The following is a 21,318-nucleotide window of genomic DNA, read 5'->3' as shown; positions in this document are numbered from 1 at the left end:
GATTTAGGCGGCTACCATCGGTCAGACATAGTTAACAAAGCTTAAATCCTGCGCCCGCTCCGCCTGGCTTTGTGCGATCCACGCCCGCCAAGCCCCTTCGTGCTTGGAATAGAGCTCAAGCCAGCGAACTTCGTCCGCCGCAACGGCTCCGTCGTTCACACAAATCTCGGACGCGAATTGCGCCGTCTCGTTCTGTGAAGGATCCAGCGCTTCGAACTCCGCCGTCTCTTCCAGCGAAAGGCCGATCAGGACGCGATGCCCTTGGGCGTCGACGAAATACCTGCGGGGTGCGTTGTGCCTTTGATCAATCATTCGAATGGCCCTCATTCATGATCCAAGGCCCCGGAAGATCTTTCAGTCGCCGATCAAAGGTACAAACAAAAGCGATCAAAATGAGGACGCAAGTCGCGCCCAGCAACGCAATCAAATACGCCATCTACGCCCACTCATGCGGGCCCCGAGAAAATCGAGGCGGCTAAACTCTTGCAATGAACCGATACGTTTTAGGTTGCCTTTCCGAAGCTCTCAAGGACCGCACCACGTTAACCTAACCGCACATGGTTATCCGACCTTGCCGCGAGGCAAGATCAACTTCCGACCGAAACATCGCGCCCATGGTTCTGCCATTACGATGGATGCTCGCTTTGTCTCACTCCCATCGATGCCGGCGTGTAGGGCGCATAGAGACGATATCGTTCTGATCGCTTGCGCGAGCGCCACGCTCGCACACCATAGCCACAGCCAAAGCCAGCTGCAAAAATCGAAATCAAAACCAGAATCGCAAGCATTTGGAATGTTCCCAATTTTCGGAACGCTCCTCCCGGTACATTTCAACGTGATGTTGCGACGACTTCAAGGTCATCGGCGCTGAAACTTTTGTCAGACGATCATGAAGTTTGTGCAACATGGTGCTTGAAGTTTGGTCGCGCGAAAACCTAGGGGCAGGAGAGGATGACGAAATCTCTCATTGTTCGAGAGCGATATCCAGCCGACGATGTTAACCCCTGTTCACCTCGGCAAGCAGCCGCAAGCTGCAAGCGCGCTGGTGGTCGAGCATGTCTGTAGTTTGCGTGATGAAGCTACCTCCGACACATTTTTCGCACGTGGCTGCTGGCGATTGCAGACAATTCCTACGAAACCTCCGTGGTTATACGGAGCGTCATACACCAACTTCATCGCGGTAAGGTTGAGCGGTTAGCTTAATCCGCAGTGTTTGTTGCGAAGTCTCGCGTTTCGCTTATCCATCTTCGCACCGGGCTCCCCCAAGTCCGGCCCCACCCAAGCAAAGCCGTCGAGCGAACATGGGTCGCTTGGCGGCTTTGTCCCTTGTGTCGACGAGAGGATCATTTCGGTTATGGCGCGCAAGCCCTGGTCGTTCAAGGAAGACCGCCGGCTCATGGAGCTGGCCAAGTCTTCGGCTTCGCTGGAAGAGGCGGCGAAAGTTCTCGGGCGCTCGACTGATGCGATCAAGCGCATGGCGTTGCGGCTTGGTCTTTCGTTGAAGCCGAAGACGAATAAGAAAGGCTAGCCTCGGAAAGAGAGAGTCGAGGACGGCAGCGCCATCATCGCGGCAAGGCTCCTCTTCGACCCAGCGGCAGCTTTTCGCCTTGGCAGGACGGAACCAAAGCAACCATTGGGTGTTTGATTCCAGACTTCACGGCGAGGTCTGGCAGTGCTCCACTTTGCCATTTCCGCGATATTGGTTTGGCTGGCGATCAACGTCGCTTTCGTGGTGCTTCGGCTGCGAGCCACCCGCCATCCCGCCACGCTCCACCGCGATAGGCCGAGCCGACCTTCTCCAGAGGTCATTTCCCTCCGCCATCGCGGCGGGCGGTGAGCGCCAATTGAGCCGCCTGCCTGCGGCGGTCCGTCCGGCCCGTTCACCGGCCAGTTGTACGTCTTCTTCTAGGCCCCTCTAAAGGTGGTTCCGTAGCTGGGGCATCTCCGTTCCTTCGGCCCGTTAAACGCTATCTTAGTCCCCGCAGGCTAGGATCAATTTTCAAGCCTGCCCTGAATTTCGCCCGGACCGGATGAGATTACAGCGACCCGACCTCCCGTTTGCGGAGCTCGTGCTTGCGAGCACGATGGCGTTCGCCCTGGCGGGCCATTTCGCCGCGGAGGCCGTCATTCGCCACCAGCAGGCGCATCAGCTGAGCGAGTTGACCGAGGTCGTTCTGCGCCGCTCCGAATTTGCGGTCGATTTTGCCGCGGCCAGCCTGGACGAGCTCGCAAAGCGCAATCTCGCCAGCTGCGAGCCCGCGGCATTGCAAGCCATCCGCCTCCACGTCTATCAGCGCTCGGCGATCAAGGACGTCCGCCTCGTCAACCCGGACGGCTCGGTGATCTGCTCGGCCTATTCCGAGACGCTCGAATTCGACAAGGGATGGGTGAATCGCCGCGATATGCTGCCTTCGCGCGACAAGGCGCTTTCGCTGTTCCGCGTGGAGCAGTTCGGCGGCGACGCCTTGGGCGTGCTCAGGGACATCAATGGCAGCTCCGCCCTCGTCGCCATTGTCGGCATCAACGCCAGCCTGTTCGACATCATGCCTGCCGAACTGCGGGCGCACAGCGAGGTGATCCTCGCCTTGAGCAGTGGCGAGAAGCTTGGCGAATTCCAGACCGACGCCGGCAAGTCCCTGCTGGAGCCGATCAGCTTCGACAGGACTTCCACGCGCTTCCCGCTTCATGCCACGATCGGGCTCGAGCATGCGGTGCTTTCGAGCTGGAATCAGGAGGCTTATTGGCCCGCGCTCGCAGTAGCCCTTGGACTTGGCGCAATCTTTGGCATCCTGCTGGCACGCAGCCGCCGAATGGAGGGGCCCGTCGCCGATCTCGACCGGGCGCTGGCGGCCGGCGAATTCAAGCCATACTACCAACCGATCTTCGATCTCAGGACAGGTCAGATCAAGGGCTGCGAGATTCTGGTTCGCTGGCTGCGCCGAGATGGCTCGGTCGTCCCGCCGATGAACTTCATTCCGCTCGCCGAATCCAGCGGACGCATCCAGGCGATGACCTGGCAGATCCTGGGATCGGCGCTCGCCGAGCTGAAGCCATTGCTGAGGGCAAACAAGAATTTCAAGATGTCCTTGAATGTCGTGCCCGGGCATCTCCTGAGTGCAGGCTTCGTTGAAACGCTGCGTCGCAAGGTTCTGACCGCAAGGGTCTCCGCGCGCCAGATCGTGGTCGAGATAACCGAGCGCGATGAGCTCGACGATCTCGCGCGCGCCGCGGCGGTTGTCGCCGAGCTGCGGGACCACGGCTTCCGCGTCGCCATCGACGACGTCGGCGTCGGCCATAGCGGACTGTCTCGACTGAAGGGCCTCGGCGCCGACATGATCAAGATCGACAAGTTCTTCGTGGACACGATCACGGTGGACGCGTCGACGACGACGATCGTGGAGATGCTGGTGGCGCTCGCGAGAGACCTCCATATGAGCGTGGTCGCCGAAGGCATCGAGACCGAGGAGCAGCTCCGCGCACTGCTCGCATCCGGCGTAGCGGAGGGCCAAGGTTATCTCGTTGCGCCGCCCCTGCCCTTCGCCAAGTTTAGTGAGCTCGTCGAGTCGCGCCGGGCGGCGCAGTCAGGCGCGGCGGTCTCGAACGATGCGGCTTTGGTGGCCTGACCGTCGAGGAAGAACTTCCGTTTCCCTAACGGGAGGGTGAGCCGCCAAACGGTATCACCGTGCTTGTGCCAGCGGAGCCTTTGACAGCGGCCAACGCCTTTAACGATATTTTCGTCTTTCGAACCGGACGGGCGCCCAACCTTGTATGTTGGCGCTATGGGCAGGAGCCACCTCATCGCAGCCGCGAGCATCTGTCTAGCGCTGATCGTCTATGCCACCCTGGCGAAGCTGGCGGGAAGACCCGCGCTCATGGGACATCACGAGGCCTATTGGATCGTCGTGATCGAGCGCTTCAGCGCCTATGGGCTGCTCGGCTTCCTGCTTTCCTTCCTGCTGCCGGGACGGCTCGGTTTGGCTTGCTCGCTCGTCGTGGCGGTCGCTATGGGGCTGGAGCTGATGCAGGCGTTCATACCCAACCGGGATCCGGGCTTTCTCGACGTGCTCCAGAAGGCGGCGGGGGGCACCGTGGGTGTCATGCTCGCCCAGATGATCCTGGCGTTCTTGCCGAGACCGCCGTCCTGAAGCGACCGGTATCGCTTGAGCGAGATGACCGGTGGCACGCGCAACCGGTCCTTACTTCATCATCTGGCCGCGCAACTCACCGCCCGGGTTCGCGGCCGTATGGATGTTCGCGTACCATTTTCCGGTCAGCAGATCTGCCGCCTGCGCGTCGGTGAGTGTGGCACTGCCCTGGATCGGGCTTTGCACCGTCTTGAACGGGAGGACGATGCCGGCGTTCTTGCCGGCTTCGCCGGGGCCATGGAAATGCGCCCCCATTGCCGGTCCAGTCAGCCCGGCATAGGTGACGGTGTAAGTCAGAACCTTCGTTACAGTGTCGTAGCTGGCTTCTGCCTTGCCCGATCCGGACGAGCTGTTCGGGGGCACTTCATTGCCTCCCTTGAGCTCGGCTTGCAGCTTCACGGCTTCCGCGTTTGCTATTCCGCTCGCTGCAATGACGCTTCCAACCAGCGCGATCGTCCCCAACAGTGCCACCGACGGCCGACACACGGCTTTGCTCATGCACTCCTCCTGCAGGCTTCGCTCCCCATCGCGATTTGAACACCGACGACAGCCGGAAATTCCGCTGCAGAGCTTATGCTGATTCGGGACAACGAGCGCGGGAATTAGCCTGCGGCGTAGGCCGGAACATGCGGAGGTTCAGGCCACCCCTCGCCTGCTGTGGAGCTGGGTGGGAGCCAGGAGCTCGGCCATCTGCCGGTGGGTGTTGTGCAGCGCCTCAATGGCGCAATCGAGTTCGAAATCAGCCTCACGAACGGATGCAAAGAACCTGGCCGTCAGTGCCAGATCGAGTTTGACCCGCGTCGTCCCGTCGCGACTTTTGCGACGATCGAGCGACAGATGGATGGCGCGGTCCCTGGCCTCCATTGCGCCGCAGCCGCAAAGCGCGCCGAGTTCGTCGTATGTCATCCAGATTTGAGGCATGTTCTTCCACCACGCTTGATCGGCCGCGAGACTAGCTCCCGCTTCTAAAGGCAGAGTTGCTGCAGCGCGGCCGCGGCGTGATTTCGAGACAACAGCGTCAATGCAACGCTAATCACGGTGCTGGGCGCGCGTGGAGCTACGCGAATTCACTTGGACGGGCCGGCCGTGAACGGATGCCGCGGCCGGTAACGGCTGTCGGGCCCCTTGGGCAGCTTATCTACGTTCAGCCTCACGACTGCGCTCCTGACGTCGGCAGGCGGCGCGTCTTCCTGGCTGTAGATCAGCGTCGCCTCGAACTTCACGTCAGGCGCTTGCTTCGCCGTCCCCGAGCAGGTCGCCATCGCACCGCTGAAGACGCCGGAGAGATAGACTTCGACCTCGTCACGTCCGAACACGGTTGGCGGGCCCTCCGCATGACGGCGCGTGGTCAGAACGGCAGTGAAACGCTGGTCGTCATCGAATTGATAGGAGCCGCCATAGGTGAAGAAGCTGTCGCTGCCCGAAATCCGGCCCTGGGACAGATGCACAATGCCGGTGCCTTGCGCTTGCGCGGTTCTAAACCATGCCGCGTATTTGCCCTCTTTCAGCATGGAAACATCCGTCGTGAATTCCATGCGTATTTGCAACGAACCGTGGGGCGCGACAATGACCCAAGCGGCGTGCATTCCGCCACGGTTAATGCCTCGCAAAGTCAACCTGTCAAATTGCTGAAGCCGGCAGTGACGTCAGAACAGTTCTATGCCGTCATCGGCAGTCTCGACCGCCTCGACCCGGCGCGTAGTGGCGATCGACGCCAGCCCGAGCGTTTGCAGGAATTGCCTGTGGACGTCCCGCTCGCGCTCCATCGTATAGCGCGCGAAGAGTTCGTCGAGCATGGCCTCGTCCTGCGGACGCGGTTTCTGCGCGCCGGCACCGGCCGTCTCGAGGCGCGCAGCGACCGCGGGCAAAGCCGCGGAGCCTTCGCCGAGCGTGCTCATCAGGCCTTGCGCCGAATTCATCAGCCCCTCGAACTCCGCGCCTTCAACCACGAGCCGATTCATCAGCTTGCCGAGCCGTTCATTGCCGGCCTCGACCTCGCGCAGCGCCTGAAGGATCTGCGGCTCGAGCTTGGCGAGCTGCGTGGGATCGCCCTGCACGCGGAGTTGCTTCAGTTCCCTGGCCGAGCGCTCGATGCCATCGAGCACCGGCCGCAAGCGTCCTGCCCCCGCCGAGACCTGGTCGGCGGTCGTCTTGAGCTCGTTGGCGATGACGACGAAGGCGCTGCCGCGGCTGCCGAGATGGCTTGCCTTGAGACCGGCATTCATCCCGATCAGCGTGATGTCGACGGTCGCCTCGGCAAGCCCGGCGATCGCCTGACGAAACTTCGTCAGCGTGTCCTCGACGATCGCAAGCGCTTCATCCACCGAGCGGCCAGCGCCCTCGCAGGTGGCAATCAGGGTCGAGGCGTGTGCCAGCGTCTCTTTGATGCGCGCCAGGAACGATGACGACCCGCCGTCCTCGCCGCCGAACAGCGTGCGGCCGTGGCCGACGACACTGCTCGCATCGTGCAGGATGGCGGTCAGCGCGCGAACGATCTGGCCGATGTCGCCGCCAAACTCGCGCTGGGCATCCCTGAGCTGGACCGCCTGCAACTGGCAAATCGCGCGCGCGCCGTCATTGCTCGCGACCGGTTCAGGAACGAGGCTCGGGGTCGATTCCGAGGCGAGTCCGAGACCGTAAGCGACATGCTCGAGGCGCTGGCGCGTGCTGTCGCCGGCCTGCAAGGAGATGATCGCGCTCCCCACCGCCTCGGCGATCTTCCTGGTGCTGGAACTCGCAAGGTCGGCGAGACGGCTGCTGTTGCGGCGCTGATCGTGCAATCCGGAATAGGCCGCACCAAGCTCGACGCTCTCCGCCGCCAGTTGATTCCGGTAGCGGCTCTCGAACTCCTTCTGCCGGCCGAGTGCGGTGGCGACCGCCTCGGACAGGCGCTGCTGATCGCGCGCGCAGCCCTCGATCGAGCCCTGCACGGCCCTGCCGAGATCATAGGCCTCCTGCGTGAAGGCGAGAAAGCCCTCGCGGTCGCCGTCGAGCGAGGCTGCCTCGATCCGCGCGCTGCGGGCGATGATGGTGATCATCTGGATGTGCTTGAACACCGGCTTGAGCAGCGAGGACGCCTCCGCCGTGCTCTTGCCGATCGTCTCCAGCAGGGCAGTCTCGGCCGGAAGCGCCTGCGCCAGCTCGCTGAGCTGTGCGGCGATCTCCTGCAACGCGGTCGCGGCGCCCTCGATCTCTGCGCCGGAGAGTTCCGAGGACAGCGTCGCGAGACCTTGGTTCAGCTCCTTGAAGATGAGGTGGCCGCGCCCGAGCTCCTGGCCGACGCGCGCGAACACGTCTTCGATGCGCGAGGAAACGTCCTCTACCGCGGTGATCGCCTCATTGAGCGTGTTGGCCGGAATGACGGACATTGCGATCAACCTGCCGCCGCGGCGTGGCCGGCCTGGTACCAGTGCATGATCTCGCGCGGGATATGATGCAGCGATACGACCTTCTCGACGCCGCCATGGGCGATGGCTTCCTTGGGCATGCCGAACACCACGCAGCTCTCTTCGTCCTGCGCCCGCGTCGAGGCGCCGAGCTTGCGCATCTCCAGCATTCCGCGCGCGCCGTCGTCGCCCATGCCGGTCATGATCACCCCGAGCGCGTTGGCGCCGGCATGCTGGGCCGCCGAGCGGAACAGCACGTCGACGGACGGACGATGGCGCGACACCGGCGGGCCATCCTTGATCGCGATCTGGTAGCGCAGGCCGATGCGCTGGAGCAGCATGTGACGGGCACCCGGCGCGATGTAGGCGCAGTCCGGCAGCACCGGCTCGCCGTCCTCGGCCTCCTTGACCCGGATCTGGCAGACGCCGTCGAGACGTTTGGCAAAGGCCGCGGTGAAGCCCGCCGGCATGTGCTGGACGATGACGATAGGCGGACAATGCGAGGGCAGCATCTCGAGGACGTCGTTGAGCGCCTCGGTGCCGCCCGTCGAGGCGCCGATGCACACGATGCGCTCGGTGGTCGGGCGGACCTTGCCCTGCACCGGCGGCGGGATGATCGCATCGGCCGTCAGCTTCTTCTCGACCACCCGACGCTGCGCACGCGGGCGCACCCGGGCGCGGGCGGCCGATTTCACGGCCTCGCGCAGCCGCGTGGAGCATTCGAGCAGCGCCTGCCGCGTGTCGATCTTCGGCTTCGGCACGATGTCGACCGCACCCGCCTCGAACGCCTCGAACATCACGTTCGAGCCCTCCTCGGTCAGCGAGGAGCAGATGATCACCGGGATCGGACGTTGCGCCATGATCTTGCGCAGGAACGTCATGCCGTCCATGCGCGGCATCTCGATGTCGAGGATGATGACGTCGGGAATTTCGTTCTGGAGGCGGCGCGCCGCCGCGAACGGATCCGAAGCCGTTGCCATCACCTCGATGTCGGGATCGTCGTTGAGGATCGTCTGCAGGATTTGGCGCACCGACGCCGAATCGTCCACGATCAGTACGCGAACTTTCTCCTTCGGCATTTTTGGCGGCGCTCCGATCAAACCTGGAAGATGGTGGGCTGGACCTGCTTCAGACCCGGCACGGCGCTGTGAATCATCGATTCCGAATGCCCGACCAGCAGATAACCGCCGGGCCGCAAATGGCTGCACAGCTGCTCGATCACCTTGCGCTGGGTCTCGCGCTCGAAATAGATCAGGACGTTGCGGCAGAAGATGATGTCGACGTCGCGATCGACGGGATAGGACGTATCCATGAGATTCATTCGCATGAAATGCGTCATGCGCCGCAATTCCGGTACCACCCGCACCTCGCCGCGCGACTTGTCCCGCGACAACAGGAAATATCGCTTCACGAAGTTTTCCGGCACCGGCGCAAGCACGTCGCGCGTGTAGATGGCGGTCTTGGCAAGGCGCAGCACTGCAGTCGAGATGTCGGTCCCGAGGATGCGGTATTGAAACCGCGAGCCGTTCCGCGTCATGTCGTCCAGCACCATCGCGGTCGTATAGGCTTCCATGCCGGTGGAGCTCGCCGAGCTCCAGATCTTCAGGTTCGCATTCTTGCGTCCATGCGATTTGAGCAGGGCGGGGATCGCGACATCCCGCAAGAAGGTGAAGTGCTGCGGCTCGCGGAAGAAGTCGGTCTTGTTGGTCGTCACCACATCGATGAGATGAGTGAGCTCGGTGTCGAAATGATCGGCCTCGAACAGGTTTTCGACGTACTCGTTCAGATCCGAATAGTTCAGCGCGCGCACGCGCTTGTGCAGCCGCCCTTCCAGCATCAGCCGCTTGCCCGGCGGCAGCTTGATGCCGACCTGGCCCTCGATCAATTGGGCGATGGTCCGGAAGTGGCGGTCCGACAGATGCACGGCCGTATCCTGCACGGCGGGCATCATGGCCGCCTGCCCCGGTCCGGGATGGCCGCCTGCAGTGAATGTCGGGCCGTCCTGGCCATCTTGAATCCTACGCGTTCACGTAACCGCTGAAAACGGACCGGTCCACCGTCATCGAGCGGGCCGGCCCGCAGGAGCCCTCGCGGGCCCTAGCGCTGGAAATCGGCGTCCCGGTCGTCCCCGCCGTCGTTCATGTCGAATGCGAAGCCGCCGCCATTGGCAGCCTTCAGGGCGCGCACCGGCTTGCCTTGCGGCTTCTTGGCCGGACGCTCAGTGGCCGCCATTGTCGCCGCCTTGGCCCGCAACTGATTGACCGCCCGATCGATCGGGGCAGCCGCGTGGCTCTTTCCGTCGTGCTCGATGCGGAAATAGGCGATCGTGGACTGCAGCTGTTCGGCCTGCGAGGCGAGCTCCTCGGAGGTCGAGGACACCTGCTCGGAGGCGCTGGCGTTCTGCTGGCCGACCTTGTCGAGCTGCTGGATCGCCTGATTGATCTGCGCCGAGCCAACGTCCTGCTCGCGGCAGGCCGCGGTGATCTCCTCGACGAGCTCGGCTGTCCTCTTGATGTCCGGAACGAGCTTGGAAAGCATGGCGCCGGCCTCCTGCGCCACCTTGACGGTGTCGGCCGAGAGCGTGCCGATCTCGGCGGCGGCGGCCTGGCTGCGCTCGGCGAGCTTGCGCACTTCGGACGCCACCACCGCAAAGCCCTTGCCGTGCTCGCCGGCGCGGGCGGCCTCGACCGCCGCGTTGAGCGCGAGCAGGTCGGTCTGGCGCGCGATCTCCTGCACGATCGTGATCTTCTCGGCGATGGTCTGCATCGCGTCGACGGCGCGGCCGACCGCGGCGCCGCTGGCCTCCGCGTCCTTGGCGGACTGCGCCGCGATCTTCTCGGTCTGGTTGGCGTTGTCGGCGTTCTGCTTCACGTTCGAGGCCATCTCCTCCATCGAGGAGGAGGCCTCCTCGGCGGACGAGGCCTGCTCGGTCGCGCCCTGCGAGAGCTGTTCGGCGCTGGCGGAGAGCTCCTGGCTGCCGGCCGAGACGTTCTGCGCCGCGGTGAGCGCCTCCGATACGATCTGCCGGAGCTTCTCCACCATGCGTTCGAGCGCGAGACCGAGCGTGTCCTTGTCCGACAGCGGCTTGGCTTCGACCATCAGATTGCCTTGTGAGATCTCATTGGCGACGGCCGCGGTCTTGTTGAGGTTGACCGTCATCGCGTTCAGGGACTTCACGAGATCGCCGATCTCGTCGTTGCTGGACGCATCGATCTTCTGGCTGAGATCGCCGATCGCCACAGCATCCGCCAGTCCGACGGCCTTGGCGAGGGACCGGCTGATATTGATCGAAATCCAGACTGCGCTGATCGCGGCAGCGATGAGCGAGACGACGATGAGAACGATGAGGATCAACTGGGCGCGACGGCTGTCTTCATTGGACTGCACGGCCTGCTCGGCCATCTGCCTCTTCGTGTTCGCGACATAGGCTCCCATCGCCTCCGTCGCGTCCGCGACCACCTTGCGCCCGTCACCCATCGAGCGCTCCGTTGCCTTGGTCTTGTCCGTCTTTGCCAGCCTGATCGTCTCTTCCTGGTAGACATTCATCCTGGCGTAGACACTCGCAAAATTGTCGAGCAGCTTCCTGCCACCTTCACTGGCGAGCGCATAGACCTCGTCCTTGATCTTCGTCGCCTCCTCGCGGAGCTTGGCCGCGTTCGCGGCGAATTCATCGACTTCGCTTGGTGTTCCCAGAATTGCGTTCTTTTCCGCCCTGACCTGCTGCCAAATGATCCTTTCGACTTCGGATGCTTTCTCCATCCGCTTGGCGCGAAGCACCATGGAATCTGCAGTCGCGGCCATGTCGGCCAATTTCGTGTAGCTCACAGCGCCTGCCACAATGAACAGAAGGATGACGACGCCGAAGGCGCTGGCAAGCTTAGCTTTGACGGTGAATCTCATGTTCGATCTCATTGGTTCAAATTGGGATTGCTACTCGGCAACGCTTTACGCTTCGCAATTCATGCGGCGCGAGATGCATCGGCATCACGCCCCTCCGGGATCTCGTCATGCGCCATCAGCTTGGCGAGATCGAAGATGACGACGAACTTTTCGCCCTTACGGCCGATTCCGGCGGCATAGTCGGATTGCCATTTCCCGCCGACTTCGGGGATGGGCTCGATCGCCTGCTCGTCGATATCGGTGACCTCAAAGACGCAGTCGGCAACGAAGCCGACGCCGACCAGGCGATCTTTCATCGGTACATCGAGGATGATGATCCGGGTTGCTTCAGTGGCAGCGACGCTCGGCAGGCCGAGCTTGGTCCGGAGATCGACGATCGGATAGCCGCTGCCGCGCACGTCGATCATGCCGAGCAGGAAATCCGGCGCATGCGGAAGCCGCGAGATCGGCCGCATGTCGAGAATTTCGCGGACGTTGCGGATGCTGATGCCGAACGTCTCGCCGGCGAGCCCGAGCGTCAGATATTGCGAGGTTGCGGCCATGATGCAGTCCAAGGGTCCGAAGGAGGGTCCGAAGGTTTGGAAATGAGCACGGTCCGGCTCGAGGCCGGACCAGTCAGTCAGCGTTGAAACTCGGCGTCGCGATCGTCCTCGCCGTCATGCATGTCGAAGGCGAAGCCGCCGCCGCTTGCGACCTTCATCGCACGCGCCGGCTTGCGGACGGGCGCGGGCTTCTTCGCGCCCCGGTCCGCCGCCGCCATGTGCGCAGCCTTGGCACGGAGCTGGGTCACGGCACGGTCGATCGGCGCGGGCGCGGCACTCTCGCCGCGGCCGGCATGCTCGATGCGGAAGAACGAGATGGTCGACTGGAGCTGCTCGGCCTGCGAGGCGAGCTCCTCCGAGGTCGAGGACACCTGCTCGGAGGCGCTGGCGTTCTGCTGGCCGACCTTGTCGAGCTGCTGGATGGCCTGGTTGATCTGGGCCGAGCCGACGTCCTGCTCGCGGCAGGCGGCGGTGATCTCCTGAACCAGCTCCGCGGTCTTCTTGATGTCGGGCACGAGCTTGGACAGCATCTGGCCCGCCTCCTGCGCCACCTTCACACTCTCGGTCGACAGCGTGCCGATATCTGCCGCAGCGGCCTGGCTGCGTTCGGCGAGCTTGCGGACCTCGGAAGCGACCACGGCAAAACCCTTGCCGTGCTCGCCGGCGCGTGCGGCCTCGACGGCCGCGTTGAGCGCGAGCAGGTCGGTCTGGCGGGCGATCTCCTGCACGATGGTGATCTTTTCGGCGATGGTCCGCATCGCCTCGACGGCGCGACCGACAGCGACACCGCTGGCTTCGGCATCCTTGGCCGATTGCGCAGCAATCTTCTCGGTCTGGTTGGCGTTGTCGGCGTTCTGCTTCACGTTCGAGGCCATCTCCTCCATCGAGGAGGAGGCTTCCTCCGCGGACGAGGCCTGCTCGGTCGCGCCTTGCGAGAGCTGCTCGGCGCTGGCCGACAGCTCCTGGCTGCCGGCGGAAACGTTCTGCGCCGCCGTGATCGCCTCGGCGACGATCTGCCGGAGCTTCTCGACCATGCCGTTCAGCGACTTGACGAGATCTCCGATCTCGTCGTTGCTCGCCGAAGGTATGGTCTGGCTGAGGTCACCCTCGGCGACCGCGCCTGCGAGGCCAACAGCCCTTCCGAGCGAACGACTGATCGAGATAGAGATCCAAAGCGCGGCCCCGATCGCAACTGCCAACGAGATGCCGATCAGCGTCATCAGCAAGAATTGCGCCTGGTGCCCCTCTGCCTTGGATTGGACGGCCTGCTCGGCCATCTGCTTCTTGGTGTTGACGACATAGGCGCCCATCGCCTCCATCGCGTCTGCGACGACCTTGCGGCCGTCGCCCATCGAGCGCTCCATGGCCTTCGTCTTGTCCATCTTCGCCAGCCGGATCGTCTCTTCCTGGTACGTATTCATCTTCGCGTATGCGGCTGCAAAGCTGTCGAGCAGCTTCCTGCCCGCCTCGCTCGCCAACGCGTAGACCTCATCCCTGGTCTTCGTCGCCTCCTCACGAAGCCTGGCTGCTTCCGCTGCAAATTGTTCGGCCTGGGCTTCCGTTCCGAGAACGGAGTTCTTTTCCGCGCGCAGTTGAAGCAGGATATCCTTTTCGATCTGCGTCGCCTTCTCCATCCGGCTTGCGCGCAGGACCATGCTGTCTGCGGTCGCCATCATGTCGCTGAGCTTCATGTAAGCCACACCGCCCGCAAGCGCGGACAGGATGATGATCAAGCCGAATGCAGTGGCAAGCTTTGCCTTGACGGTAAATCTCATTTCCAGCCCCTACCCCAGTCTCGCCTGAGACCCCGTTTCAATTCAGAATGCGTTCCATGTTGGGAACGATGACGAACTCTTCCCGCCATTTGGCGATGAAGCGAATGAATTCCGGCTTCCAGTGCATGCCGACGCGCGGCGTCTGCTGCACGTCCGTGTGCGAAATCTCCGTGACCTCGTAGACCTTGTCGGCGGTGACGCCGACCAGCACAGGCTCGCCGTCAAGCTCGAGCTCGATGACGACGATGCGCGTATCGGCCGAATTGTCGAGCTGCGGCATGCCGAAGCGGATACGGAGGTCGGCGAGCGGAATGACGTTGCCGCGCACATTGATCACGCTGGGAACGAAGGCGCGCGCACCCGCGACCTTGGTCACGGGAACGGGATCAATGATCTCGCGCACGAGGCCGGCGTCGAGCGCGAATTTCTCCTCGCCGAGCCCGATCATCACGACCTGCATCGCGTCAGCCTGGCGCTCGCCAGCCAAACCCTCGTTCATCACGCTGCCTCGCTGATGTGCTTCTCGACCTTCGACTGAGCCAGCGCGACGAGCTGCGCGACGTCGAGGATCAACGCCGCCGTGCCGTCACCGAGGATGGTCGCGCCGGAGAACATCGTGACATCGGAATGCAGCTTGGAGAGCGACTTGATCACGGTCTGGTGGTTGCCGATGATCTGATCGGCAACGAGGCCGACGCGGGTCTCGCCGGTCGAGATGATGATCGTTTTCTGGTGGCGGTCGGGCACGCCCGATGCGCTCATGATCTCGCGCAAGCGCAGGAACGGGACCAGATTGCCGCGCACGTTGAGGAAATTGCGGCCGCGCGAACGTTCGTCCTCGGCCGTGAGCTCGACGCATTCTTCCACCGCCGACAGCGGAATGATGTAGCGGCCTTCGCCGACGCGGATCAGGAGGCCCTCGATGATTGCGAGCGTCAGCGGCAGGCGCAGCGTCACGGTGGTGCCCTGGCCCGACCTGGTCGACAGGTCGATCGAGCCGCGCATGTTCTCGATGGTGCGCTTGACCACGTCCATGCCGACGCCGCGGCCTGATAGCGCCGAGATGGTCTGCGCGGTCGAGAAGCCCGGGTGGAACAGAAATTGGTGGATCTCGTGATCGGTGAGCACGGCCCCCGCCGCGATCAGCCCCTGCTCTTCCGCCTTGGCGCGGATGCGCGCGGTGTTGAGGCCGCCGCCATTGTCCTTCACGGTGACCAGCACCTGCGCGCCGGAATGGACGGCGGCGAGCTCGATCCGGCCCTGCTCGGTCTTGCCGCTGGCAGCGCGCGTCGCGGTGTCCTCGATGCCGTGGTCGATGGCGTTGCGGATCAGGTGCACCAGCGGATCGGCGAGGCACTCGATCATGGTCTTGTCGAGCTCGGTGTCCTCGCCCGAGGTGACGAATTCGACCGGCTTCGACAGGTCGCGCGACAGATCGTGCACCAGGCGGCGGAAGCGGCCGAACAGCGAGCCGATCGGCACCAGGCGCGCGCCCATCGTGGTGTCGCGCAAGGAGGACGCAAGGCGCTCGATCTCCTCGGCGATCATCTTGATCGAGAGGTCGGAGCCGGCGGCGGCGAGCTGGGTCAGCCGCGCTTGGGCGATGACGAGCTCGCCGACCCGATCCATGAGCTCGTCGAGGCGCTCGGCCTGGACGCGGACGGTGGCGATGCCGCGATCGTCGCGCTTGGCCTCGGCCTTCGGTTCCGGCTTTGATTCAGATTTCGGCTCCGCCTTTGCAACAGGCTGCTCGACCGGCGCGGCAGCAAGCTCAACCGCCGGCGCAGGCATCTCGGCCAGCGGGGCCGCCGGCTCCTCGTCGAGCAGCTGGAACAGCGGTACCGGGGCGGGCGCCTCAACATGCTCCAGCGGCGAGAGCGTCAGCTTCATCTCGTCCTGGACGAACATGAAGACGTCGTCGATCGCGTCCTTGTCGCAGGCCGCGTGCAGTTTGACATCCCACTTCAGATAGCAGTCTTCGGGCTCCATCTCGTCGAGGAACGGTATGCCGTCGGTGATCGGGACGACGAAGCAGGGGCCGAGCTTGCAGAGATCTTCCAGCAAGTCGAGCGGGTTCGAGCCGTTGCGCAGGACGTGGGATTCGAATTCGAGATTGAGGTGCCAGCCGGCCTGCTTGCGCGCGCCGGGGACCAGCGGCGGCGCCTCCTCGATCTCGGCGACGGGTGCGGCAGGCTGGTCGGACGAGACGAAGCGCCTGAGGTCGTCGAGGATGGCTTCGCCGATGATGTCGTCGGTGGACTGGGGATCCTCGATCAGGGCGCGGATGTAGTCCTTGGCGGCGAGCGCGACCGAGATCAGCTCCTGCGTCGGCTTGATCTCGCCTTTGCGGACGCGGTCGAAGGCGGTCTCGAATTCGTGCGTGAACGAGGCGACCTTGTCGAAGCCGAACATGGCGCCCGAGCCCTTGATCGTGTGCAGGGCGCGAAATGCGGAATCGACCAGCTCGCGGTCGTCGGGACGCTGGCCGAGATCGAGCAGAGCCCCTTCCAGAACTTCGAAGAGCTCGCTGGCTTCCTGACGAAAGACCTCGGTCGGGTCCATTGCGCTCATGCACGCACCAGCTTGCCGACGACGGCGAGCAACTGCTCGGGCTTGAACGGTTTGGTGATCCAGCCGGTGGCGCCGGCGCTCTTGGCTTCCTGCTTCACCGTGTCGTTGGATTCGGTAGTCAGGAACACGATGGGCATGCCGACCGCGCTCGGCAGCTTGCGCAGCGCCCGGATCAGCTCCAGCCCGTTCATGACGGGCATGTTGAGGTCGGTGATGACGAGGTCGAGCTTGCCGGCCTGAGCCTTGGCAAGCCCCTGCGCGCCATCGCCGGCCTCGATCACGTTGTGACCGGCCGGCTCGAGCACGACCTTGATCATTTGCCGAATGCTGGGGGAATCGTCGACGGTCAGAATCGTGGCCATCAGGTGCCATCTTTCTTTTGCGGGAAGTGCTGATCCATCATCGCTTCGCTGGCAAAGCCGGCGCGGCGAAGGGTGTTGCGCAGAGACTGAGAGAAGGAGGTCAGGACCACCGGGCGGCCTTGCGCCTCGCCCGTCTTGGCGGTCGACAGCAGAAGCTGGATCGAGGTGACGTCGGCCTTGTCGACGCTGGAGCAGTCGATCTCGAGCCGCTCCTGGCGGCCGAACGCCTCGCGAATGAGGTCATAGACGCTGCGAATGGCCGCAATGCTGCAATCGGCGGGCAACCGCAACGACCACTTCGGCTCCGTGGGATTGAGCGCCATCGCTGCCCCGCCTTTGCAAAATTCCGATACACGTTTAACGCGAATCGGATGAGCAAACCCCTAACGCGGGACTCCGTACAACTACGGGTCACACTCCCGCGTAATTCGCGCAAATGCATGCAAGCGTGCACAGCCTGCTGACATCTCGTGCGCGGGCGCGCATTTCCTTGAGCGCCATGGCCTCCGTACGGGCATTTGCTTCGCGTTAAATTCGCTCGGGTTATGCGTGGGGTTCGTGCCTTTGCCAGCGAAGAGAGCCCCGGCCGCCGATGCTGACCCAAGCGCTTCTGGTTGATGACAGCCGTTCCGTCCTCAACTTCCTCAAACGTCATATCGAGGCCGAAGGTCTGGTCGAAGCCACCACCTTCCTCGATCCCGTCGAAGCGCTGGCCTGCGCGCGCGAGCGCGTCTTCGACCTCGTGCTGGTCGACTACGAGATGCCGCATATGGACGGCATCAGCTTCATCCGTGTCTTCCGCACCCTGCCCGGCTGCGCCGACATCCCGATCGGGATGATCACCTCGCGACAGACCGATGACCTCAAGATGGAAGCGCTGCAGGCCGGTGCGACCGACTTCCTGCCCAAGCAGCCGCAAAGCGTCGAGATGACGGTACGTCTGCGCAACTTGATTCAGCTTGGTGCAGCCGTGCGCAAGCTCAGCGATCGTGCCGCGCATCTGGCCAGCGACGTCGCGGCAGCAACACGAAAGCTCGGCGAGCGCGAGGAGGAGATCATCCTGCGGCTCGCGCTCGCGGTCGAATACCGCGACAATGACACCGGCGAGCACACCCTGAGAGTCGCCCGCTATAGCCGCATCATCGCCGAACAGCTCGACCTGCCGGCCCGGCTCTGCCGCGACATTTATCTGGCCGCGCCCCTGCACGACGTCGGCAAAGTCGCCATTCCCGACAATATCCTGCTCAAGCCCGGCAAGCTCACCGAGGAGGAGATGGCAGTGATCAGGACGCATGCAACGATCGGCGAGCGGATCCTGGCGGATTCCAGCTGCGAGCTGATCCGGCTCGGAGCACAAATTGCCGCAGGCCATCACGAGCGCTGGGACGGCGCGGGCTATCCGAACGGCCTCAGGGCGGACGCGATTCCGGTCGCCGCGCGCGTAGTCGCGGTCGCCGATGTCTTCGACGCCCTGACGACCCGTCGGCCCTATAAGGAGCCGATGCCGCTCGAGGTGGCGCGCAATTACCTGGTCGAGAACAAGGGTCGACAGTTCGATCCGGCCTGCGTCGAGGCCTTCCTGTCGCGCTGGGACGAGGTGGTCGAGATCGCCGCCGGTCGGCTTGATACCCGATCGCCGATTTGAACCTGTTCCTGATAAGGTGCACCAATATCAAAGAGTGATTCTGGTCACACTTGCCTGGGCGCGCCGCTGCTAAGCATCGGACCGGGACGGGGACCGGCAAAGTATCGGTCGAACTGAATGAGAATACGCATGAGAAGCCTGATCGGCGCCCTTGTCGGCGCGTTCTGTGTTGCGGGCTCCGCCCTGGCGGAGACCCCGGCCGCAATCGTCGAGGATGTGCAAGGCAAGATCGACGGAGTCGAGTTCATGGACTATGTGGCGCCGGGCAAAATCATCAAGCTCGGGCCCAAGACCAGCATTACCCTCAGCTATCTCAAATCCTGCTTGCGCGAGACGATCAGCGAAGGCGTCGTCCTGGTCGGCACTGAACAGAGCACCGTGCAGCTCGGCGACGTGCAGCGCGCCAAGGTGCCCTGCGATACCAAGGCGGCGCAGCTCTCCGAACGCGAGGCGAACCAGAGTGCCGCGACCACGTTCCGGACCATGCGGTCCGATGCCAAGGGCGCTCCGTCCAAGCTGCCGACGATCTATGGCGTTGCGCCGCTGGTCCAGGCCAAGAGCGGCAGCACGCTGGTGATCGAGCGCACCGACGGCAAGGAGCCCACGATCAGCGTGCCGCTCAAGAACGACGTCATGATCCGCGGCAAGTTCTATGACTTTGCCAAGGCCGGAAAGTCACTGACCCCGGGCGGCAGCTATCTCGCCATTCTCGGCGCCAAGCGTTACGCCTTCCAGGTCGACGCCAGCGCCACCGCGTCGCCCACCCCGGTGATCGGCCGCTTGCTGCGGCTCGAATAGACGGCCTCGACAACACGATGCGGCGGATCGGCAGGCGGGACATCGTTGTGGCGATCCTGATCGCGCTCCTCGCGGGCGCGATCGTCACGTCTCCGCCACTCCAGATGCTGCAAGGTCTCTCGCTCGACATCCTCACGGCGATGCGCGGCAAGCTGGTCGGCGAGCGCCGCGAACCTGCGACGTCGCCAGTCGTCGTGGTGGCGATCGATGGAGAGACCTACGACACACCACCCTTCAAGGGATCGCCGACCCAGACCTGGACGCGCGAAATCGGCCGGGTGCTCGGCAGCATCACCGAGGGCGGCGCCAAGGTTATCGGCTTCGACGTGATCTTCAAGAACTCGATCGAACAGTCGGAGATTCCTTTCGGCGACATGTCGGTCGGCAGCCGCATGAAGGGATTTGATCGGGATTATCTGATCGCCCTGCGGCAAATCTCCGACAGCGGCAAACTCGTGCTCGGCGAAATCCTGAGCATCGATCATCCGGAAGTGCCCTATCGCGCACAGCAAGTGGCAGTGCGCAACACCATCCGCGCGCTCAATGTCTACACCGACCACGACGACGTGATCCGCCGAATGCCGTTGAGCTTTGCCATCGAGGGCAGGTCGGTCCCCGCGATGGCGGTCGAGCTCGCTGCGCGTGCGCTTGGCGCAAAGCCCGAAATTGCGTCGTCCGGCGCGACCGAATTGTCCGGCTATGCGATCCCGAGCGCGATGCCGAATACAATGACGCTCAACTTTCGCGGGCTGGGTCGCGACGTCCCGACCTTCTCCTTCGCCGACCTGCGCGCCTGCGTCGAGAAGGGCGATCGCGATTTCTTTCGCCGCGCCTTCGACGGCAAGGTCGTGCTGCTTGGCACGGTCCTGAATTTCGAGGACCGTAAGCTCACCTCGATGCGCCTGTCTGGCGGATATGACGGCACGCCGGCCGCGCGATGCGCCCTGCCCGCGCCGGAGCGTGGCGCGCAACGCCCGCGCAGCGATGTCGCCGGCGTGTTCGTGCACGCCACCGTCGTTCGCAACCTGATCGAACGCGATGCCGTGACCGAGCTCGGCTTTCCCGCACGGAGCATTCTCACGATCGCGTTCGCCCTCGTCATCGCTTGCGCCGCCGGCATGCTTGCGCCGAGCGGCGCGCTGATTGCCTGGCTCGGCCTCACCGCCGTTTACGCCGCAATGGCCGTCGGTGCGTTCGTTCACGCATTGGCGCTGCCGCTGACCGAGCCCGCGCTCGCAAGCCTTGCGGCGCTCGCGATGATGATCGGCTACCGCTTCGTGCTGGCCGATCGCGACGAGCGCTTCCTGCGCAAGAGCTTTGCCCTCTATCTCGCCCCTGAAGTGATTAACACCATGGTTGCGTCCGGCAAGATGCCGGCGCTCGGCGGCGAGATGCGCAATGTCACCATGTTCTTCTCCGATCTCAGCGGCTTCTCCTCGATCGCGGAGACGATGACACCTGGCGAGCTTGTGACCCTGATGAACGAGTATCTGTCCGCCATGACCGATATCATCGAGGGCCATGGCGGCTACGTCGACAAATATATCGGCGATTCCATCGTCGCCATGTTCGGTGCTCCGGCCGACGATCGCGCACATGCGCGCAATGCCGTCCATGCCGCGCTGGAGTGCCACCAGAAGCTGGCGGAGCTCAACGCCGACAATCCCGCTTTCGCCGGCCATGGCCTGTCGCACCGTATCGGCCTCAACAGCGGCGAAGCCGTGGTCGGCAATATCGGCTCGCGCCGCCGATTCAATTACACCGTGATGAGCGACACGGTGAACGTGGCCTCGCGGCTCGAGGGTGCCAACAAATATTACGGCACCGCGATCATGGCCTCCGAAACCACGATGGCGCAGACCGGCGACACCTTCGCCTGGCGCGAGCTCGATGCGATCAGGGTGATGGGACGCGGCGAAGCGATCAGGGTGTTCGAGCCGCTGGCGGAGAGGGGCGCAGAGAGCGCCGAGCAAACAAAGGTAGCCGCGGCGTATGCCGAAGGGCTGGCCTGCTGGCGGGCAAAGGATTTCGTCAAGGCGGCTGATGCGTTCGATGGCGTAGCGAAGATCGATCTACCGTCATCAATATTCGCGGAGCGCGCAAAAGCATTAACTGCTAATCCGCCACCGCCGGAGTGGACGCCGGTAAACACGTTGGAAGGGAAGTAGCGACGTCAACCGCGGGCGTACTTCCC

General features: G+C 63.6%; 20 protein-coding genes. 6 read left to right on the top strand and 14 right to left on the bottom strand.

The window, feature by feature from the left end:
• Positions 1-21: 21 nt before the first annotated feature.
• The gene (locus tag LRP30_RS09010; RefSeq protein ID WP_128938186.1) at positions 22-312 is read right to left on the bottom strand and encodes a hypothetical protein; all 291 of its coding nucleotides are present in this window, start codon (positions 310-312) and stop codon (positions 22-24) included.
• A gap of 1,042 nt (positions 313-1,354) precedes the next feature.
• Here LRP30_RS09010 and LRP30_RS09005 point away from each other — a divergent pair.
• From LRP30_RS09005 to LRP30_RS08995, 3 genes are all read left to right on the top strand, one after another.
• Positions 1,355-1,528 carry a hypothetical protein gene (locus tag LRP30_RS09005; RefSeq protein ID WP_164940318.1) on the top strand — a complete coding sequence of 58 codons (174 nt, stop codon included), beginning with the start codon at positions 1,355-1,357 and terminating at the stop codon, positions 1,526-1,528.
• Between the two features lie 556 nt (positions 1,529-2,084).
• Positions 2,085-3,623 carry an EAL domain-containing protein gene (locus LRP30_RS09000; protein WP_249760072.1) on the top strand — a complete coding sequence of 513 codons (1,539 nt, stop codon included), beginning with the start codon at positions 2,085-2,087 and terminating at the stop codon, positions 3,621-3,623.
• Between the two features lie 156 nt (positions 3,624-3,779).
• Positions 3,780-4,145, top strand: coding sequence for a VanZ family protein (locus LRP30_RS08995; RefSeq protein ID WP_249760071.1), 366 nt, complete (start codon positions 3,780-3,782; stop codon positions 4,143-4,145).
• 51 nt (positions 4,146-4,196) lie between these two features.
• On the opposite strand, the gene LRP30_RS08990 is transcribed toward LRP30_RS08995, so the two are convergent.
• From LRP30_RS08990 to LRP30_RS08930, 13 genes are all read right to left on the bottom strand, one after another.
• Entirely contained in the window at positions 4,197-4,643 is a 447-nt protein-coding gene (locus tag LRP30_RS08990) for a CHRD domain-containing protein (RefSeq protein ID WP_128938190.1), read from the bottom strand.
• Between the two features lie 138 nt (positions 4,644-4,781).
• Positions 4,782-5,066, bottom strand: a complete 285-nt coding sequence (locus LRP30_RS08985) for a hypothetical protein (RefSeq protein ID WP_128938191.1) — start codon at positions 5,064-5,066, stop codon at positions 4,782-4,784.
• A 146-nt stretch (positions 5,067-5,212) separates the two neighbouring features.
• Positions 5,213-5,656 carry a hypothetical protein gene (locus tag LRP30_RS08980; protein ID WP_249761730.1) on the bottom strand — a complete coding sequence of 148 codons (444 nt, stop codon included), beginning with the start codon at positions 5,654-5,656 and terminating at the stop codon, positions 5,213-5,215.
• Between the two features lie 135 nt (positions 5,657-5,791).
• Entirely contained in the window at positions 5,792-7,513 is a 1,722-nt protein-coding gene (locus LRP30_RS08975; RefSeq protein ID WP_249760070.1) for a chemotaxis protein, read from the bottom strand.
• Positions 7,514-7,518: 5 nt separating this feature from the next.
• Positions 7,519-8,610: a chemotaxis response regulator protein-glutamate methylesterase gene (locus tag LRP30_RS08970; protein ID WP_249760069.1), complete on the bottom strand. Its 1,092-nt coding sequence runs from the start codon at positions 8,608-8,610 to the stop codon at positions 7,519-7,521.
• 17 nt (positions 8,611-8,627) lie between these two features.
• Positions 8,628-9,482, bottom strand: a complete 855-nt coding sequence (locus LRP30_RS08965; RefSeq protein ID WP_249760068.1) for a CheR family methyltransferase — start codon at positions 9,480-9,482, stop codon at positions 8,628-8,630.
• Between the two features lie 146 nt (positions 9,483-9,628).
• Positions 9,629-11,431, bottom strand: coding sequence for a methyl-accepting chemotaxis protein (locus tag LRP30_RS08960; RefSeq protein WP_249760067.1), 1,803 nt, complete (start codon positions 11,429-11,431; stop codon positions 9,629-9,631).
• Between the two features lie 59 nt (positions 11,432-11,490).
• Positions 11,491-11,973 carry a chemotaxis protein CheW gene (locus LRP30_RS08955; RefSeq protein WP_128938196.1) on the bottom strand — a complete coding sequence of 161 codons (483 nt, stop codon included), beginning with the start codon at positions 11,971-11,973 and terminating at the stop codon, positions 11,491-11,493.
• Positions 11,974-12,050: 77 nt separating this feature from the next.
• Positions 12,051-13,748, bottom strand: coding sequence for a methyl-accepting chemotaxis protein (locus tag LRP30_RS08950; RefSeq protein WP_249760066.1), 1,698 nt, complete (start codon positions 13,746-13,748; stop codon positions 12,051-12,053).
• Between the two features lie 37 nt (positions 13,749-13,785).
• Complete coding sequence (locus LRP30_RS08945; RefSeq protein ID WP_164934405.1) at positions 13,786-14,247, bottom strand: chemotaxis protein CheW; 462 nt, start codon at positions 14,245-14,247, stop codon at positions 13,786-13,788.
• Positions 14,247-16,319 (bottom strand): chemotaxis protein CheA, encoded by a 2,073-nt coding sequence (locus LRP30_RS08940; RefSeq protein ID WP_249760065.1) that lies wholly within the window; start codon positions 16,317-16,319, stop codon positions 14,247-14,249. The genes LRP30_RS08945 and LRP30_RS08940 overlap by 1 nt, the downstream gene beginning before the upstream one ends.
• A complete protein-coding gene (locus tag LRP30_RS08935) occupies positions 16,316-16,681 on the bottom strand; it encodes a response regulator (protein WP_008142319.1) in 366 nt (121 codons plus the stop codon). Before LRP30_RS08935 ends, LRP30_RS08940 begins: the two co-directional genes overlap by 4 nt.
• On the bottom strand, positions 16,681-17,004 hold the full coding sequence (locus LRP30_RS08930) for an STAS domain-containing protein (protein WP_128938203.1): 324 nt from the start codon (positions 17,002-17,004) through the stop codon (positions 16,681-16,683). The genes LRP30_RS08935 and LRP30_RS08930 overlap by 1 nt, the downstream gene beginning before the upstream one ends.
• A gap of 269 nt (positions 17,005-17,273) precedes the next feature.
• Between LRP30_RS08930 and LRP30_RS08925 the strand changes: the two genes are divergently transcribed.
• From LRP30_RS08925 to LRP30_RS08915, 3 genes are all read left to right on the top strand, one after another.
• A complete protein-coding gene (locus LRP30_RS08925; RefSeq protein WP_128938204.1) occupies positions 17,274-18,326 on the top strand; it encodes an HD domain-containing phosphohydrolase in 1,053 nt (350 codons plus the stop codon).
• Between the two features lie 129 nt (positions 18,327-18,455).
• Positions 18,456-19,124: a hypothetical protein gene (locus tag LRP30_RS08920; RefSeq protein WP_249760064.1), complete on the top strand. Its 669-nt coding sequence runs from the start codon at positions 18,456-18,458 to the stop codon at positions 19,122-19,124.
• 17 nt (positions 19,125-19,141) lie between these two features.
• Positions 19,142-21,292: an adenylate/guanylate cyclase domain-containing protein gene (locus LRP30_RS08915; RefSeq protein ID WP_249760063.1), complete on the top strand. Its 2,151-nt coding sequence runs from the start codon at positions 19,142-19,144 to the stop codon at positions 21,290-21,292.
• Positions 21,293-21,318 lie beyond the last annotated feature (26 nt).

Source organism: Bradyrhizobium sp. C-145, assembly GCF_023375135.1.
In the GTDB taxonomy this organism is placed as follows: Bacteria; Pseudomonadota; Alphaproteobacteria; order Rhizobiales; family Xanthobacteraceae; genus Bradyrhizobium; species Bradyrhizobium zhanjiangense.
This window is presented reverse-complemented; position numbering and strand designations above follow the sequence as displayed.